This window comes from Streptomyces sp. SID8374 (assembly GCF_009865135.1).
GTDB lineage: Bacteria > Actinomycetota > Actinomycetes > Streptomycetales > Streptomycetaceae > Streptomyces.
This window is the reverse complement of record NZ_WWGH01000001.1, coordinates 2,242,615-2,259,647: the sequence shown is the minus strand read 5'-3', so window position 1 is coordinate 2,259,647 and position 17,033 is coordinate 2,242,615. Positions and strand designations below refer to the sequence as shown.

Annotated in this window: 12 protein-coding genes; 10 read left to right on the top strand and 2 right to left on the bottom strand. The window is 72.7% G+C overall.

The genetic code is table 11. From position 1 onward, the window contains the following. Window positions 1–12 precede the first annotated feature (12 nt). The 10 genes from GTY67_RS10050 (at window position 13) to GTY67_RS10005 (ending at window position 13,533) form a co-directional block, all read left to right on the top strand. Window positions 13–1,092: a 5-dehydro-2-deoxygluconokinase gene (locus GTY67_RS10050; RefSeq protein WP_161278436.1), complete on the top strand. Its 1,080-nt coding sequence runs from the start codon at window positions 13–15 to the stop codon at window positions 1,090–1,092. Then, window positions 1,089–2,030, top strand: a complete 942-nt coding sequence (locus GTY67_RS10045) for a deoxyribose-phosphate aldolase (protein ID WP_093688381.1) — start codon at window positions 1,089–1,091, stop codon at window positions 2,028–2,030. The genes GTY67_RS10050 and GTY67_RS10045 overlap by 4 nt, the downstream gene beginning before the upstream one ends. Window positions 2,031–2,057: 27 nt before the next feature. Next, window positions 2,058–2,996 carry a 5-deoxy-glucuronate isomerase gene (gene iolB / locus GTY67_RS10040; RefSeq protein ID WP_093688379.1) on the top strand — a complete coding sequence of 313 codons (939 nt, stop codon included), beginning with the start codon at window positions 2,058–2,060 and terminating at the stop codon, window positions 2,994–2,996. A gap of 149 nt (window positions 2,997–3,145) precedes the next feature. Further along, entirely contained in the window at window positions 3,146–5,071 is a 1,926-nt protein-coding gene (gene iolD, locus GTY67_RS10035) for a 3D-(3,5/4)-trihydroxycyclohexane-1,2-dione acylhydrolase (decyclizing) (RefSeq protein WP_161280019.1), read from the top strand. A 40-nt stretch (window positions 5,072–5,111) separates the two neighbouring features. Next, on the top strand, window positions 5,112–6,614 hold the full coding sequence (gene mmsA, locus GTY67_RS10030) for a CoA-acylating methylmalonate-semialdehyde dehydrogenase (RefSeq protein WP_161278435.1): 1,503 nt from the start codon (window positions 5,112–5,114) through the stop codon (window positions 6,612–6,614). A gap of 110 nt (window positions 6,615–6,724) precedes the next feature. After that, on the top strand, window positions 6,725–7,330 hold the full coding sequence (locus tag GTY67_RS10025; protein ID WP_161278434.1) for a DUF4291 domain-containing protein: 606 nt from the start codon (window positions 6,725–6,727) through the stop codon (window positions 7,328–7,330). A gap of 170 nt (window positions 7,331–7,500) precedes the next feature. After that, window positions 7,501–10,224, top strand: a complete 2,724-nt coding sequence (locus tag GTY67_RS10020; RefSeq protein ID WP_161278433.1) for an alpha/beta fold hydrolase — start codon at window positions 7,501–7,503, stop codon at window positions 10,222–10,224. Beyond that, window positions 10,221–11,132, top strand: coding sequence for an ABC transporter permease (locus GTY67_RS10015; RefSeq protein WP_161278432.1), 912 nt, complete (start codon window positions 10,221–10,223; stop codon window positions 11,130–11,132). The genes GTY67_RS10020 and GTY67_RS10015 overlap by 4 nt, the downstream gene beginning before the upstream one ends. A 173-nt stretch (window positions 11,133–11,305) precedes the next feature. After that, a complete protein-coding gene (locus tag GTY67_RS10010) occupies window positions 11,306–12,988 on the top strand; it encodes a von Willebrand factor type A domain-containing protein (protein ID WP_161280018.1) in 1,683 nt (560 codons plus the stop codon). Window positions 12,989–13,065: 77 nt separating this feature from the next. Then, the gene (locus GTY67_RS10005; RefSeq protein WP_161278431.1) at window positions 13,066–13,533 is read left to right on the top strand and encodes an anthrone oxygenase family protein; all 468 of its coding nucleotides are present in this window, start codon (window positions 13,066–13,068) and stop codon (window positions 13,531–13,533) included. A 24-nt stretch (window positions 13,534–13,557) separates the two neighbouring features. On the opposite strand, the gene GTY67_RS10000 is transcribed toward GTY67_RS10005, so the two are convergent. Both GTY67_RS10000 and GTY67_RS09995 read right to left on the bottom strand, forming a co-directional pair. Next, window positions 13,558–14,433: a peptidoglycan-binding protein gene (locus GTY67_RS10000; RefSeq protein WP_093688367.1), complete on the bottom strand. Its 876-nt coding sequence runs from the start codon at window positions 14,431–14,433 to the stop codon at window positions 13,558–13,560. Window positions 14,434–14,890: 457 nt separating this feature from the next. Continuing rightward, the gene (locus GTY67_RS09995) at window positions 14,891–16,918 is read right to left on the bottom strand and encodes a TerD family protein (protein ID WP_161278430.1); all 2,028 of its coding nucleotides are present in this window, start codon (window positions 16,916–16,918) and stop codon (window positions 14,891–14,893) included. Window positions 16,919–17,033 lie beyond the last annotated feature (115 nt).

The following is a 17,033-nucleotide window of genomic DNA, read 5'->3' as shown; positions in this document are numbered from 1 at the left end:
GAAGGGATGCGCATGCCTGAGCCGTACGACGTGATCACCATGGGGCGGATCGGGGTGGACCTCTACCCCCTGGACATCGGTGTGCCGCTCGCCCGGGTCGAGACGTTCGGCAAGTTCCTCGGCGGCTCCCCGACGAACGTCGCGGTGGCGGCGGCGCGGCTGGGGCGGCGGACGGCGGTGATCACCCGGACCGGCCGGGACGCCTTCGGGGAGTACCTCCACCAGGAGCTGCGGGGCTTCGGGGTGGACGACCGGTGGGTGACGGAGGTCGAGGCGTATCCGACCCCGGTCACCTTCTGCGAGATCTTCCCGCCGGACGACTTCCCCCTCTACTTCTACCGGCAGCCCAAGGCGCCCGATCTGGAGATCCACCCGTCGGAAGTCGACCTGGACGCGGTGCGCGATGCGCGGATCTTCTGGATGACCGGCACCGGGCTGAGCGCCGAGCCCAGCCGCGCCGCGACGCTGACGGCGCTCCGGGCCCGCAGCGAGAGTGCCCGTGGCGGGAGCGCCCGCAGCGACAGTGCCCGCCGTGAGAGTGCCCGTAGCGAGGACCCGGCCCGGGAGCCCCGTACCGCGACCGTGTTCGATCTCGACTGGCGGCCCATGTTCTGGGACGGCGGAGACCACAGCTCCGTGGCGCCCGCCCGCTACCGGGAAGCGCTCGCCCACGCCACCGTCGCCGTCGGCAACATCGATGAGTGCGAGATCGCCACCGGCGAGCGCGAACCGCACGCCGCCGCCCGCGCCCTGCTCGCGGCCGGGGTGGAGCTCGCCGTCGTCAAGCAGGGGCCGAAGGGTGTCCTGGCCGTCCACCGCGACGGCTCCACCGCCGATGTGGAGCCACTGCCGGTGGAGGTCGTCAACGGGCTCGGCGCCGGGGACGCGTTCGGCGGGGCGCTCTGCCACGGGCTGCTGGCCGGCTGGGACATCGCCCGGATCATGCGGTACGCCAACGCCGCCGGGGCCATCGTCGCCTCCCGCATCGCCTGCTCCTCCGCCATGCCCGTCCCGGACGAGGTGGACCGGGCGCTCGCGGAGGGGGCGGTCACGGCGGACCCCACCTACGGGCCCTCCGGAGCGGCCTCATGACCCGTCCCACCCCTGCCACTCCCGCCGCCGCCTCCGTCCGCGACCTGGTCCGGCTCCGCGCCGAGCGCCCCGAAGCGGTGGCCGAAGCCGCCGCGCGACGGAAGCGGCGCCCCCTGCTCCGTACGGCAGACACCGCCACCGCCCGTGAGACCGCGCCCCACCCCGGCCGACTGATGATCATCGCCGCCGACCACCCCGCACGCGGCGCCCTCGCCGTCGGGGACCGGGCACTCGCCATGGCCAACCGGTTCGAACTGCTCGAACGGCTCTGCCTCGCCCTCTCCCGCCCCGGCGTCGACGGCGTCCTCGCCTCCGCCGACGTCCTGGACGACCTGCTCCTCCTCGGCGCCCTGGAGGACAAGGTCGTCATGGGCTCCATGAACCGGGGCGGGCTCGCGGGCGCGGCGTTCGAGCTGGACGACCGGTTCACCGGGCACCGCCCCGAGGACCTGGTCCGCCACGGGTTCGACGCGGGGAAGCTGCTGCTCCGCATCGACCACGAGGACCCCGGCTCCCTCGACACCCTGCACGCCGCCGCCCGCACCATCGACGTGATGGCCGCGCACCGGCTGCCGGTCTTCGTCGAACCGTTCCTCTGCCGCCGCGTCGACGGCCGCCTCCGCAACGACCTGGGCGCCGCCGCCGTCGCCACGTCCATCGCCATCGCGTCGGGCCTGGCCGGGACCTCCGCGTACACCTGGCTCAAGGTCCCCGTCACCGAGGACCCGGACGACATGGCGCAGGTCATGGAGACCTCCACGCTCCCCGCCGTCCTGCTCGGCGGCGAGGTGGGCGGCGACCTGGACGGGGCGTACGGCAAGTGGCGCGAGGCCCTGCGGCTGCCGACCGTACGGGGGCTGGTCGTGGGGCGTTCGCTGCTCTACCCGGTCGACGGGGACGTGGCGGGCGCCGTCGACACGGCCGTATCGCTGCTGTAGCCGGGAGAGGACGGGTAGGGAGTGGGTATGGACACGCACCGGAAGCGCGACGGCGCAGGCCACCACCTGCCCTCCGGCAGTGCGGGGCGCGGCCCGTACGCCCTGGACATCGACCCCGAAATGGCCGGATGGGACCGGTCCCATCTCCGGGTTCTGGAGCTGGAGCCGGGCGGAGTTCATACGCTGGTCACCGGGGAGTGTGAATGGATCATCCTGCCGTTGACCGGTGGCTGTACGGTGCATACGGCAGGGGAAACCTTTGAACTGCTGGGCCGGGAAAGCGTGTTCAGCGGGGTGAGCGACTTCGCCTACGTGCCGCGCGACGACCGAGCGCAGATCGCCTCCGGCGCAGGAGGCCGCTTCGCCCTGGCAGGAGCGAAGTGCGAGCGACGACTCCCCGCTCGCTACGGCCCCGCGCCGGAGGTACCCGTCGAACTGCGCGGCACCGGCACCTGCTCGCGCCAGGTCAACAACTTCGCCGCCGCCGACACCTTCGACTGCGACCGCCTGATCGCCGTCGAGGTCCTGACGCCCGGCGGCAACTGGTCCTCCTACCCGCCCCACAAGCACGACGAGCAGGTGCCGGGCGAGGAGTGCGAGCTGGAGGAGATCTACTACTTCGAGGTGGAGGGCGGCGGCCTCGGCTACCACCGGGTCTCGCCGTCGCGCGAGGGCGGTACGGATGTCCTCGCCGAGGTCGGCAGCGGCGACGCGGTCCTCATCCCCGACGGCTGGCACGGCCCGTCCATCGCCCCGCCCGCCCGCACGCTGTACTACCTGAACGTCATGGCGGGGCCGGGGGAGGAGCGGGCCTGGCTGATCCGCGACCATCCGGACCACGGATGGATCCGCGACACCTGGCGGGACGAGCCGGTGGACGCCAGACTGCCGCTGTACACGGCGCATCCGCAGACGGCCCGCCCGGACACGGCGCATCCGTCGCCCGGCCCGGAGGTAACAGGTTGAGCCCGACGAGTCCCGCGAGCCGCCCCGACTCCCGCAACGCGAGCCGCCCCGACTCCCGTAGCGCGAGCCGCGCCGACGGAGCGAGCCCCGAGAGCCCCACGCGTCCCGCAAGCCGCACCGGCCCCCGCAGCCCCACCCCCACCCGCCGCCTGACCACCGCTCAGGCCCTGGTCGCCTTTCTCTCGCGCCAGTACACCGAGCGCGACGGCCGCCGCCACCGCCTCATCAACGCCACCTGGGGCATCTTCGGCCACGGCAACGTCGCCGGGATCGGCCAGGCGCTCGTGGAGGCGGGCAACGGGAACGGAAAGCGGAACGGCGACCACGACGGCATCCGGACCGCGCCCCGCATGCCCTACCTCCAGGGCCGCAACGAACAGGCCATGGTGCACGCGGCCGTGGGGTACGCGCGCCAGTCCGGCCGGCTCTCCGCGCACGCCGTGACCACCTCCATCGGCCCGGGCGCCACCAACCTCGTCACCGGCGCCGCCCTCGCCACCGTCAACCGCCTCCCCGTGCTCCTCCTCCCCGGCGACACCTTCGCGACCCGGCCCGCCGACCCCGTACTCCAGCAGCTCGAAGTCCCGTACGCGGGCGACGTGTCGGTCAACGACTGCCTGCGCCCCGTCTCGCGCTACTTCGACCGGGTCACCCGCCCGGAAGCGCTGATTCCGGCGGCCCTCCAGGCGATGAGGGTCCTCGCCGACCCCGCCGAGACGGGAGCCGTCACGCTGGCGCTGCCGCAGGACGTGCAGGCGGAGGCGTACGACTGGCCGGAGGAGTTCTTCGCCGAGCGGGTCTGGCGGGTCCGCAGGCCCGCGCCCGACGCGGCCGAACTGGAAGCGGCGGTACGGGCGGTGCGCTCGGCCCGCCGCCCCCTGATCGTCGCGGGCGGCGGGGTCCGCCACAGCGCGGCCGAGGAGACCCTCGCCGCCTTCACCGCCGCCACCCGCATCCCGGTCGCCTCCACCCAGGCGGGCAAGGGGGCCCTGCGCCACGACCACCCGGCCGACGTGGGCGGCATCGGCCACACCGGCACGGCCACCGCCGACGAACTGGCCCGCACCGCCGACCTGGTCATCGGCATCGGCACCCGGTACACGGACTTCACCACCGCATCCGGCACCCTCTTCGAGAACCCGGCCGTCCGCTTCCTCAACCTCAACATCACCGGCTTCGACGCCCACAAGTTGGCCGCCCTCCCTCTCGTCGCCGACGCCCGCACCGGCCTGGAGGCGCTCACCAGCGCGCTCGCCGGACGGGGATACCGCGTCGACCCGGCGTACGAGACGGAGTACACCGGCGCGAAGGAGGCGTGGGAGGAACAGGTCGAGGCGTCCTTCACCACCCCCGACCCCACCGCGCGCCCCACCCAGACCCAGGTCCTCGGCCTCCTCGACACCCTGGTCACCGAGGACGACATCCTCATCAACGCCGCCGGTTCTCTCCCCGGCGACCTGCACAAACTCTGGCGCACCCGCTCCCGCGACCAGTACCACGTGGAGTACGGCTACTCCTGCATGGGCTACGAGATCCCGGCCGCGATCGGTGTCCTCCTCGCCACCGGAAGCCACGAGCGGACCCGTCCCGTCTGGGCCCTGGTCGGCGACGGCACGTACCTGATGAACCCCACCGAGATCGTCACCGCCGTCCAGGAGAACCTGCCGCTGAAACTGCTGATCCTCCAGAACCACGGGTACGCCTCCATCGGCGGCCTCTCCGAGGCGGTCGGCGGCGAGCGCTTCGGTACGGACTACCGCCACCGCGACGCCGACGGCGGCTTCACCGGCCCGCCGCTCCCCGTCGACCTCGCCGCCAACGCGGCCTCCCTCGGCATGCGTGTCCTGCGCGCCACCACCGTCGACGACCTGCGCAAAGCCCTCGCGGAGGCCCGCAGCGCGGAGGGCCCCACTTGTGTCTACGTCGAGACCGAAACGCCCGACACAGTGTCGGGCCCCCCTCCGGCACAGGCGTGGTGGGATGTTCCCGTAGCCGAAACCGCGACCCGACCGGCAGCGGTCGAGGCCCGGGAAGAGTACGACCGGCGGGTCGCCGCCCGACGCCACCACCTGTGAAAACACCCCTGCGCCTGCCTGAAGTCTGAAGGAGTACGTCATGACGAAGACCGTCAACCACTGGATCGGCGGCAAGACAGTGGAGGGCACGTCGGGCCAGTACGGTCCCGTCACGGACCCGGCCACCGGCGCGGTCACCACGCAGGTGGCGCTGGCCTCGGTGGAGGAGGTCGACGCGGCGGTGGCCGCCGCGAAGGCCGCGTACGCCACCTGGGGCACATCCTCCCTCGCCCAGCGCACCGCCGTTCTCTTCCGCTACCGCGCGCTGCTGGACGCCCACCGCGACGACATCGCCGCGCTGATCACCGCCGAGCACGGCAAGGTCCACTCGGACGCGCTGGGCGAGGTGGCCCGTGGTCTGGAGATCGTGGAGCTGGCGTGCGGGATCACCACGCAGCTCAAGGGCGAGCTCTCCACCCAGGTCTCCAACCGGGTCGACGTCTCCTCGATCCGCCAGTCGCTCGGTGTGGTCGCGGGCATCACCCCGTTCAACTTCCCGGCCATGGTGCCGATGTGGATGTTCCCGCTGGCGATCGCGTGCGGCAACACGTTCGTGCTGAAGCCGAGCGAGAAGGACCCGTCGGCCGCCAACCTGCTGGCCGAGCTGGCGGCGGAGGCAGGCCTTCCGGACGGCGTCCTGAACGTCCTGCACGGTGACAAGGTCGCCGTCGACGGCCTGCTCAACCACCCCGACGTGGCAGCCGTCTCCTTCGTCGGCTCCACCCCCATCGCCCGCTACATCCACGCCACGGCCTCCGCCAACGGCAAGCGCGTCCAGGCCCTCGGCGGCGCCAAGAACCACATGCTCGTCCTCCCGGACGCCGACCTGGACGCGGCCGCCGACGCGGCGGTCTCGGCGGCGTACGGCTCCGCCGGTGAGCGCTGCATGGCGATCTCGGCGGTCGTCGCGGTCGGCGCGATCGGTGACGAGCTGGTCGCCAAGATCCGCGAGCGCGCCGAGAAGATCAAGATCGGCCCCGGCAACGACCCCGCCTCCGAGATGGGCCCCCTGATCACCGCCGCCCACCGCGACAAGGTCGCCTCGTACGTCACGGGCGCGGCGGCCCAGGGCGCCGAGGTCGTCCTCGACGGCACGGGCCACACGGTGGAGGGCTTCGAGGACGGCCACTGGATCGGCCTCTCCCTCCTGGACAAGGTCTCCACCGACTCCGACGCGTACAAGGACGAGATCTTCGGCCCGGTCCTGTGCGTGCTCCGCGTGGAGACGTACGAGGACGGCATCGCCCTCATGAACGCCTCGCCGTTCGGCAACGGCACCGCGATCTTCACCCGCGACGGCGGCGCGGCCCGCCGCTTCCAGCTGGAGGTCGAGGCCGGCATGGTCGGCGTCAACGTGCCGATCCCGGTCCCGGTGGGCTACCACTCCTTCGGCGGCTGGAAGGACTCCCTCTTCGGCGACCACCACATCTACGGCAACGACGGCGTGCACTTCTACACCCGCGGCAAGGTGGTCACCACCCGCTGGCCGGACCCGGCGGACGCCCCGGCGGGCGTCGACCTGGGGTTCCCGCGCAACCACTGACGGCGTCCCCGCCCGGCAGGCCCCGTCGCACCTCGGTGGTGGCGGCGGGGCCTGCCGTACGCCGAAAAACCGGATGCCGGCCGGTGAGCGCCTCCCGCATCCTGTGACCCATGAACACCCCGCCCCTCCCGCCCCGTTATGAGATCCGCGCGCTCCACACCGCCACGACGGTCACCGTCTACCAGGCGTACCGGCCCGCCATCGGGCTCCCCGCCGCGCGCGACGGGCGGTTCCCCGCCGAGTGGAAGCGGGACCGCATGACGTGGATCAAGCCCAGCTTCCTGTGGATGATGTACCGCTGCGGATGGGGCACCAAGGAGGGGCAGGAGGTCGTCCTCGCCGTCGAGATCGACCGGAGCGGCCTGGAGTGGGCCCTCTCGCACGCCGAACTCTCCCACTACGTACGCGATGTGCACCCGGACCAGGCCGCCTGGAAGCGCGGCCTGCGCACCGCCCCCGCCCGGGTGCAGTGGGACCCCGAGCGCGACCTGGACCTGAACCCGCTCCCGTACCGCTCCCTCCAGCTCGGGCTGAGCGGCGAGGCGGCCCGGCGGTACGCGGACGAGTGGACCGTCTCCGTACGCGATGTCACCCCGCTCGCCCGCGAGGTGCACGCGGCGGTGCGGGCGGGGGAAAGGGAGAAGGCGGCCGCCCTGCTGCCGGTGGAGACGCCGCTTGATCTGGACGCTCCCCGGCCGGTGCCGGCCGGGCGGTAGGCGGGGTCGTCGCGGTCGTTGCGCGGCCAATGTCCGCAATGGGCTTCGGCCGGGATAAGGCCCGTACCGCATCCGGAGTACGGGGAGGGCGCACCGTACCTCTCAGGGAGGCTGCCCACCTCCCCCTGATGGCACTTCGGCCGGTGGCATCCTCCGTTTAGGGTCGAGGGATGGAGACCCCTACTGTTCGATGGCGGCGCCTGCTGCCCCGTACCCCTGGCCGGTGGGCCGCGGCCGTCGCCGCGCTCGCCGTCCTCGTGGGCGGGGGCACCTGGACCGCCGTCGCCGACGACGGCCCGCCCGCCGTGCAGCGCGAGGACCGGATGCTGCGGCCGGGCGGTGTGGAGATCGACACCTCGTACTTCACCGCCGGAGGTTCCGGTAAGCGGCCCGCCGTGCTCATCGGCCACGGCTTCGGCGGCAGCAAGAACGACGTGCGGGCCCAGGCCGAGAAGCTGGCCGCCGACGGGTACGCCGTGCTGACCTGGTCGGCGCGCGGGTTCGGGAAGTCCGGCGGGGCGATCTCCCTCAACGACCCCGAGGGCGAGGTCAAGGACGTCTCCGGGCTCATCGACTGGCTGGCGGAGCGCCCCGAGGTGGAGCTGGACAAGAAGGGCGACCCCCGGGTCGGGCTCACCGGCGCCTCCTACGGCGGGGCCGTCTCCCTGCTCGCCGCCGGGCACGACCAGCGGGTCGACGCCATCGCGCCCGTGATCACCTACTGGAACCTGGCCGACGCCCTCTTCCCCGACGGGGTCTTCAAGAAGCTCTGGGCCGGGATCTTCGTGACATCCGGCGGCGGCTGCGAGAAGTTCGAGAAGAAGCTCTGCGAGATGTACGAGCGGGTCGCCGTCAGCGGAAAGCCCGACGCCGAAGCGGTGAAGCTGCTCACCGAGCGCTCGCCCTCCGCCGTCGCCGACCGCATCAAGGTGCCCTCGCTCCTCCTCCAGGGCCAGTCCGACTCCCTCTTCCCGCTCGGCCACGCCGACGCCATGCAGAAGGCGATCAGCGCCAACGGCGCGCCCGTCTCCGTCGACTGGATCTCCGGCGGGCACGACGGCGGCGACAACGAGACCGCGCGCGTCGAAGGGCGCGTCGGCTCCTGGTTCGACCGCTACCTGAAGGAGGAGACCGGTACGGACACCGGTCCCGCCTTCCGTGTCACCCGTACCGGAGGCATCGACTCCACCGACGGCGCCGCCCTCAAGCGCGGCGCGAGCAGCGACACCTACCCGGGGCTGCGCAGCGGCGGCCGGGAGATCGCGCTGCGGGCGGGCGGCAGCGCGCCCACCGGAACCGGCCCATCCGCCGGAACCGCTGGGGCCGCCGCAACCGGAACCTCCACCACCGAAACGTTCCGCAACCCCGCCGGCTCCGCCCCGCCCGCCATCTCCGCCGTGCCCGGCGTCGGCGGCGGCCTCTCCCAGCTCTCCTCGCTCGGCGTCGGGCTCTCCCTCGACTTCCCCGGGCAGTTCGGCCGCTTCGAGTCGGCCCCGCTGGCCACCTCCGTACGCGTCACCGGCACCCCCACCGCCCGGGTGACCGTCAAGGCGACCGAGGGCCGGGACGCGGTGCTCTTCGGCAAGGTGTACGACGTGTCGCCGGACGGCAGGCAGCAGGTGCTGCCCTCCCAGCTCGTCACCCCCTACCGGATCACCCCCGACCAGCAGGGCAAGCCGGTGGAGCTGGCGCTGCCCGCCGTGGACCACGAGTTCGACGCCGGGCACCGGATGCGGCTCGTCTTCTCCGCGACCGACCTCGGGTACGCGTCCCCGGCCGAGCCCGCCACGTACACCGTGACCCTCGACGGACCCCTGACCGTCCCCACCGCACCCGCCGTCACCACCGCCGCGGCCACCCTCCCCTGGTGGACCTGGGGCCTCCCGGCCGCCGCCCTCGTCATCGCGGCCGCCCTCCTGCTCACCGCGCGCCGCCGCACCGCGACCCCCGCGCCGGACCCCGAACTCACCGACGTACCGCTCCAGATCACCGGCCTCTCGAAGAAGTACGCGAAGTCCGTCGACCGGTACGCCGTGCGCGAGCTGTCCTTCCGCGTGGAGAAGGGCCAGGTCCTCGGGCTGCTCGGCCCCAACGGCGCGGGCAAGACCACCACCCTGCGCATGCTCATGGGGCTCATCACCCCCGACGAGGGCGAGATCCGCGTCTTCGGGCAGGCCATCCGCCCCGGCGCCCCGGTCCTCTCCCGCGTGGGCGCCTTCGTCGAGGGCGCGGGCTTCCTGCCGCACCTCTCCGGGCGCGCCAACCTCGACCTGTACTGGCAGGCCACCGGCCGCCCCGCCGAGGACGCCCATATCGAGGAGGCCCTGGAGATCGCGGGCCTCGGCGACGCGCTCGCCCGTGCCGTACGGACGTACTCCCAGGGCATGCGGCAGCGGCTCGCCATCGCGCAGGCCATGCTCGGCATGCCGGACCTGCTCATCCTCGACGAGCCGACCAACGGGCTGGACCCGCCGCAGATCCGCGAGATGCGTGACGTGATGATCCGTTACGCGGCCGGGGGCCGGACCGTCATCGTCTCCAGCCACCTCCTCTCCGAGGTGGAGCAGTCCTGCACCCATCTGGTCGTCATGGACCGGGGCCGGCTCGTCCAGGCCGGTCCGGTCGCGGAGATCACCGGCTCCGGCGACATGATCCTGGTGACGACGGCCGAGGAGGTGTCCGAGCCGCTCGCGGAGAAGGTCGCCGCCCTGCCCGGCATCGGCTCCGCCGTCCGCACCGACGACGGGCGCGGGCTCCTCGTCCGCCTCGACGGGGCCACCACCTCCCGCCTCGTCGCCGACCTGGTCCGACTCGACGTCCCGGTCACCGGCGTCGGCCCGCACCGCCGCCTGGAGGACGCCTTCCTCACCCTGATCTCCGGAGGAGCAGCATGAGCGCCCCCGTACAGCCCCCCGAGGCCCGGGTGGAGACCGAGCACCCGGAAGCCGCCGGCTACCGCGCCGGGCGCACGCTCCCCCTCCGCGTCGAGGCCATGCGGCAGCTGCGGCGCCGCCGCACCCTGCTCATGGGCGGAATCCTCGCGGCCCTCCCCTTCATCCTGATCATCGCCTTCGCGATCGGCGGCACACCGGACGGCGAGGGCGGCGGCGGTGGCGGCCGGGGCGGCAACCGGATCAACCTGATGGACGTGGCGACCGAGTCCGCCGCGAACTTCGCCGCCACCTCGCTCTTCGTCTCGGCCGGCTTCCTGCTGGTGGTGCCGGTGGCCCTGTTCTGCGGGGACACCGTCGCCTCCGAGGCGAGCTGGTCCTCGCTGCGCTATCTGCTCGCCGCGCCCGTGCCACGGACCCGGCTGCTCTGGTCCAAGCTCGTCGTCGCGCTGGGCTTCAGCCTCGCCGCGATGGTGCTGCTGCCGGTCGTCGCGCTGGCGGCGGGCACGGCGGCCTACGGGTGGGGGCCGCTGAAACTGCCCACCGGGGGAGCGCTGGCCGCCGGGGACACCGTGCCCCGCCTCGCGCTCGTCGTCGCGTTCATCTTCGTCTCCCAACTCGTCACCGCCGGGCTGGCGTTCTGGCTCTCGACGAAGACGGACGCCCCGCTCGGGGCGGTCGGCGGCGCGGTGGGTCTCACGATCGTCGGCAACGTACTGGACGCCGTCACCGCACTCGGCTCCTGGCGCGACTTCCTGCCCGCGCACTGGCAGTTCGCGTGGGCCGACGCGCTCCAGCCCGAGCTGGAGTGGGGCGGCATGATCAAGGGGGCGGCGATCTCGGTGACGTACGCCCTGATCCTGTTCGCTCTGGCGTTCCGCGGGTTCAGTCGTAAGGACATCGTGTCCTGAACCTGATGTTCCGCGGTTTGCCCGGCCGCACTTGACCCCTGCCCGGCCTCTGTTGCCGCATCGAGATGGTTCCGCAACGCTTTCGTCGACTCCGGTGGGCGGCCCTGTACGTCACATTCACAAGTGTCCGAGACAGGTACGCGGCACCGTGATGACGTGGGGGGTTACGGATGATGGACCAGCGAAGCGGCAAGCGGACGACAAGGGGCAGGGCCGGGGGCAGGACGGGGGCGGCGCTTCTGCTCGCGGGTGGGATGCTGCTCACCGCGTGCGGTGCGGGCGGCTCGTCGGACGGCACCGCCGCTGACAAGCGCTCCGGCGCACGCCCGGCCCAGGGCTCCACCGGCGGGCAGCCCGCGCCCGACGCGGTGGCACCGGACCAGGGCCGGCCGTCCGAGAAGAGCGGCGAGAAGGGGAGGAACGGGGAGCACGGCGAGAACGGTGACACGGCCAAGCCGGACATCGCCGCCCCGGACTACCTCTCCACCTTCGCCCTGGACGTGGACACCGCGAGCTACGGCTATGCGCGCCGCACCCTCGGTGACGGCAGGCTGCCCGACGCGGCGGACGTACGGCCGGAGGAGTTCGTCAACAGCTTCAAGCAGGGGTACGAGCGTCCGAAGGGCAACGGTTTCTCCGTCACGGTCGACGGGGCCCGGATCGGCGCGGGCGCCAAGGGCGGCACCGGCTCCGGGGCCTCCGACTGGTCGCTGCTGCGGGTCGGGCTGGCCACCAAGGCCGCCCCGCCGAGCAGCGAACGGCCGCCCGCATCCCTCACGTTCGTCGTCGACGTCTCCGGCTCCATGGCGGGCGAAGGCCGCCTCGGGCTGGTCAAGAAGTCCCTGGACATCCTCACCGACGAGCTGCGCGACGACGACTCCGTCTCCCTGGTCACCTTCAGCGACGAGGCCGAGACCCGGCTGCCGATGACGCGCCTCAAGGGCCACCGGAACAAGATCCGCGACGCGGTCGACGCGATGGAGCCCGCCCAGTCCACCAACGTGGAGGCGGGGATCGAACGCGGCTACGAGGAGTCGGTCAAGGGCCACCGCAAGGGCGTGAACAACCGGGTGGTGCTGCTCTCCGACGCGCTGGCCAACACCGGCGACACCAGCGCCGACAACATCCTGGAACGGATCGACTCCGCCCGCCGCGAGTACGGCATCGCCCTCTTCGGGGTCGGCGTCGGCAGCGACTACGGCGACGCGTTCATGGAGCGGCTCACCAACCGCGGCGACGGCCACACCACGTACGTCGGCGACGAGGAGCAGGCCCGCAAGGTCTTCGTCGACCAGCTGCCCGCCCACATCGAACTCCGGGCGCGCGACGCCAAGGCCCAGGTCGCCTTCGACCGCAGGACCGTGAAGCAGTTCCGGCTGATCGGTTACGAGAACCGCAAGGTCGCCGACGAGGACTTCCGCGACGACAGCGTCGACGGCGGCGAGGTCGGCCCCGGCCACACGGTGACCGCGCTCTATGCCGTACGGCTGCGCGAGGGCGCGTCCGGCGAGGTGGCCAAGGCGACCGTGCGCTGGCTGGACCCCAAGACGCGCAAGGCGTACGAGGAGAGCAACACGGTCCGGACCGGGGCGATCGCCGGCGAACTCTGGAACGGCGCACCGCAGCGGCTCCAAGTCGCGGCGGTGGCGGCCTACTTCGCGGACACCCTGCGCGGCGGCGACCTGCCCGGCACGCCCGCACTCGGCGAACTGGCCTCCCGGGCGGACAAGCTGGCGGCCCGGACCGACGACGGTTCGGTACGGAAGCTGGCGACGGCGATCGGCCAGGCGCAGGCCCTCAGGGACGGGACCGGACCGGAGGACGGGGGAGACGGCGGCGAGGGGGAGATCGGCTGAGCGCACGGCCGCCGCGACAGCCGACGGCGTTCGCACAGTCATGCGAAATATGGCTGTGCGAACGGCTGTCACCGGTCATGATGTCGGCCATGACCTCACTGTTCCTCGCACTCTCCGTGATCGTCACCGGCCTCTACGCGGGCTTCATGCTGACGTTCCTGATCGCGATCATGCCGGGCCTCGCCGACCTGACGGACGAACAGTTCACGGCGGCGATGCGCCGTTTCAACGAGAAGGTCCCCGGCCCCCTCTTCCTCGTCCTCTTCTTCGGCGTGGTCGCCCTGCCCGCCGCCGCGCTCTTCACCGGACTCGGTCAGCACGACGAGGTGGCGGGCCCCGCGATCGCGGGGGCGCTGCTCTGCGTGGTCGCCGGGCACCTGGTCACGATCGCCGGGAACATCCCGCTCAACAACGCGCTCGCCAGGTCGGAGGGCGGCGACGACAGCGCCGCCCGTAAGGCCTTCGAACCCCGCTGGAACACCTTCCACCAGATCCGCACCGCGTTCGTGCTGGTGGCGTGCGTCCTGCTGGCCGTCGCGCTGTGAAACTGCCGACGCTACGGCTCCGACTCACACGTTGGGCACCTTGAGCCGGTCCCAGCTGGTCTTCCCGGGGATGCCGTCCGCGTCCGTGCCGGTGTAGCCGAGCTTGCGCTGCCAGGCCGCGTACGAGTTCCGGTCGGCGGTCGACCAGGCCGGGCCGGGGCCCACCGTGTACCGGCCGCACCCCTCCGCCACCAGCCGCTTGCCCATCGCCGTCACGATCGGGCTGTTGCGGCCGACCGTGAAGAACGAGGCCCCCGGGAACGGCTCGTACGCCGGCTTCGGAGGCGGCTTGGAGGGCCCGTCCGGCGCACCGCCCAGCCGCTTGCCGATCCTGGTGCGCATCGAGTTCATGGTGAAGCCGCGCGGATCGACCTTGCCCGGCTGCCACTCCAGGTGCCCGATCACCGACCGCGCGCCCCAGCCGTGCGCCCGGCACACGGCGGCCGCCGCCCGTTCGATCGCCAGCAGTTGGGCAGCCGGCCACGGGTCCTTGCCGTCGCCGAGGTTGACGCACTCGAACCCGTAGAAGTACCGGTTGCCGTCGGTGTTGGCCTCGTTGTCCGGCGGCAGGGCCTTCTCCGCGATGACGGCCCGCAGGACATCGTCGTCCCCGAGCCCGGCGTGGTTGGCCCGCCCGTTCCCCACGAGGTGGACGGTCCCGTCCTTGGCGATCACGCCGTGGCAGAGGGGGCCGGGGAGGGCGGAGTGGCCGTTGTAGCAGAGCTCCACCGAGGAGGCGGTGCCCGATGTGACGGTGTGATGGATCATGACGCCGTGCGTCGGGCCCCAGGGCCCCTTGTGATTCCGGTTGTTCGTACGCCAGCTCCTGTGTTCGACGACGTTGAGGCCTTCGTCGCGGAGGGCTTTGAGCAGCTTGTCGGCGGACAGCGGCGTCGCCATCGTGGCGCTCCTTTCCAGGCGGTGCGCAGATTCGCAGGCGTGTTCGGCGGTGGGAGAGCAGGCTCGGATCCCGGACGGCACAACGAAGTTGCGCTCGCCCGAACGGGTTTGCGGAGAAGTGGGGGGCGCCCTGCGACGGGATTCCGCCTACGGGCCGTACAGGATCGATTTGCCCGTTCTTGCGCCGCCCTGAACGTCATCCCGTACCGAACGTTTCGTCGGCCCGCCACCCTTGTGCTGCGGATTCCGCTTAGGGGGGTGGGAGGGGCGGGTGGGGTGGGTGTTCCGGCGTCGGTGCCTTACAGGGGGGGCGTCGCCCCGCTGCGGTACGACGCGGGGCAGCCCAGGTGCCCGGGCTCGGGGAGAAGGCCCGCGGCCGACGGGTCACCCACACCCGTCGGCTGCGGGTTGCTACTGGTGAGGGGAGGCGCGGGGCCGCGGGGCCGGGCCCGACCCCTCAGTCGGCGATGTCGACGCCGTAGCCGCGTACCAGGTCCGCGAGCCCGTGGTCGTACCCCTGTCCGACCGCGCGGAAGCGCCAGACCGGCCCGCGCCGGTAGAACTCGGCCAGGAGCAGCGTGCGTTCCGTGGTGGCGGCGTCGAGGGTGGCCCTGGCCAGCGGTGCCGCTCCGGTGCCGGGGACCGCGGTGACCTGGACCGCGCCGACGTCGCCGAAGGTCGCCTCCCCGTCGACGGCGGCCGCGACGGCGACCTTGCGGGAGGCGGGCGGGAGCGAGGCCAGGTCGACGGCGATCGTCTGCTCCGCCGGGCCGTCGGTGAGCAGCCGCACGGTGCCGGCGGGGTTCTCGGGCACACCGTAGAAGACGAAGTCCTCGTCGAAGGTGACCTGTTCGTCGTCGTCGAGAACGAACGCGACGACGTCGATCTCGCACGCGTCCTGCGGAGCCCAGGCCGCGGTGATGTGCCACAGCGATGCCGGAGCCCCCTGCGGGCCGGGCAGGTCCACGACACCGCCGCGCGGCAGGACGAGGGGGGTCCGCGGGCGCTCCGGGGTCGAGGGCCGACCGGCCTTGGGGGTGGTGCCGGTCCCGGCGGGGGCGTCCTCCGGGGCGGTCAGCCAGTGTTCGTCGTGCACGGGAAGTCCCAGCCCCGGCAGGCGTCGTATCCGGCGATCGGCCTCTCCGCCCGACAGGAGGACGGCATCGGTGACGCTGCGCGAGAGGTTGATGGCGGCGGAACCACCCAACTCGACGACCCGGGTGCGCGCGGCCGAGGCGGCGGGGTGCGTGCCGCCCAGGACGAGGACCCGCCGCCCGGCCAGGGGACGGCGGCCTTCCGGTGCTGCCGCTGGGGCCGGTCGGCCCGGAGCAGGTACGGCCGCTTCCGGTGAGGAGGGTGCGTCCACAGCCGCGAGTGCCGGGCCGTCCGGCGCAGGAGCGGTTGCCCGAGTCTCCGGAGCGGCTCTCCGGGGCTCAGGCACGGCCGCCGGAGCGTTCGCCTCGGGCACGGCCGCCTCGGGCGCAGGGGCGATGGTCTCTGAGCCCCCGGAAGCAGAGGCGCCCGACGAGCGCCTCGTGTCGGCCACCTTCGCCCCTGCCGCCTGGTGCGGTGTGCCAGGGCGTACGTCGTCGAGCAGCCGCAGGAACGTGTGCTCGTCGATCACCGGTACGCCCTCGGCCGCCGCCCGCCGGGTCTTCGCCGAACCTGAGCCCGCCTCGTTGGTGACCAGCGCGCTCGTGTGGCGGCTGACCGAGGACATGACGTTCAGCCCCGCAGCGACCGACCGCGCCACGAGCTCGGTGCGCGAGGTGGCCGTCTCCCCGGTGATGGCGATCTTCATGCCCTGCACGAGCGGGCCGCCCACTTCCGCCCGCCCCGGATTGCGGTACACGCAGGGCGTCTTCGGCGGCTGAGGTGCGAACTGCGTGTCCTGGCGCGGCGGGCAGGCCACCAGAGGAAGGGGCAGATCGAGCCGTGCGGCCTCCCGGAGCGTGGCGCGCAGGATGCCGGCCAGCACACGGGTGTCGTCCAGCGCGTCGTGCGCCCGCGTCTGCTCCACGCCGTAGTGCGCCGCGAGCGTGCCCAGCTTCATGTCGGCGGCGGGCGGGTCCACCTGCCGGTTGAGGGCGAGGGTGCACATCCGCTGGGAGACCGGCAGACGCAGACGGGCCCGGGCGAATTCGTGCGCCAGGAAGTCGTAGTCGAACTGGGCGTTGTGGGCCACCAGGACCCGGCCCTGCAACAGCGCCCCTATCTGCCCCGCCACCTGCCCGAAGGTCGGCGCCCCCAGCAGCCGCTCGGCGGTCAGCCCGTGTACATGGACCGGCCCCGGGTCGCACCCCGGGTTCAGCAGGGTCGAGAACTCCCCGGTCTGCTCCCCGTCCGGACCGATGGTCACCACCGCGACCGACAGCACCCGGTCCCGCCGCGCGATGACCCCGGACGTCTCCACATCCACCAGCGCCCAGTCGAAGGCGTAATCACGCGGGCCGGAAACATCACGGGAGGAGGAGCGCAGGGTCATGCCCGCAAGAATGATCCGGCATGTGCCCACTCCTCAACCGGAATGGCCTTTTTCCTGGATATGCGCAGGAAGCCGAGGAGCCGGGCTCCGTGCCGGATCTTCTCTTACGCCGCCA

Bases quoted from the DNA above. Each gene is read 5' to 3' on its own strand.
- GTY67_RS09995 (WP_161278430.1), bottom strand. From the start codon at position 16,918: ATGACCCTGCGCTCCTCCTCCCGTGATGTTTCCGGCCCGCGTGATTAC.
- GTY67_RS10015 (WP_161278432.1), top strand. From the start codon at position 10,221: ATGAGCGCCCCCGTACAGCCCCCCGAGGCCCGGGTGGAGACCGAGCAC.
- GTY67_RS10025 (WP_161278434.1), top strand. From the start codon at position 6,725: ATGAACACCCCGCCCCTCCCGCCCCGTTATGAGATCCGCGCGCTCCAC.
- GTY67_RS10005 (WP_161278431.1), top strand. From the start codon at position 13,066: ATGATGTCGGCCATGACCTCACTGTTCCTCGCACTCTCCGTGATCGTC.
- GTY67_RS10045 (WP_093688381.1), top strand. From the start codon at position 1,089: ATGACCCGTCCCACCCCTGCCACTCCCGCCGCCGCCTCCGTCCGCGAC.
- GTY67_RS10050 (WP_161278436.1), top strand. From the start codon at position 13: ATGCCTGAGCCGTACGACGTGATCACCATGGGGCGGATCGGGGTGGAC.
- iolB (WP_093688379.1), top strand. From the start codon at position 2,058: ATGGACACGCACCGGAAGCGCGACGGCGCAGGCCACCACCTGCCCTCC.
- GTY67_RS10020 (WP_161278433.1), top strand. From the start codon at position 7,501: ATGGAGACCCCTACTGTTCGATGGCGGCGCCTGCTGCCCCGTACCCCT.
- GTY67_RS10010 (WP_161280018.1), top strand. From the start codon at position 11,306: ATGGACCAGCGAAGCGGCAAGCGGACGACAAGGGGCAGGGCCGGGGGC.
- mmsA (WP_161278435.1), top strand. From the start codon at position 5,112: ATGACGAAGACCGTCAACCACTGGATCGGCGGCAAGACAGTGGAGGGC.
- GTY67_RS10000 (WP_093688367.1), bottom strand. From the start codon at position 14,433: ATGGCGACGCCGCTGTCCGCCGACAAGCTGCTCAAAGCCCTCCGCGAC.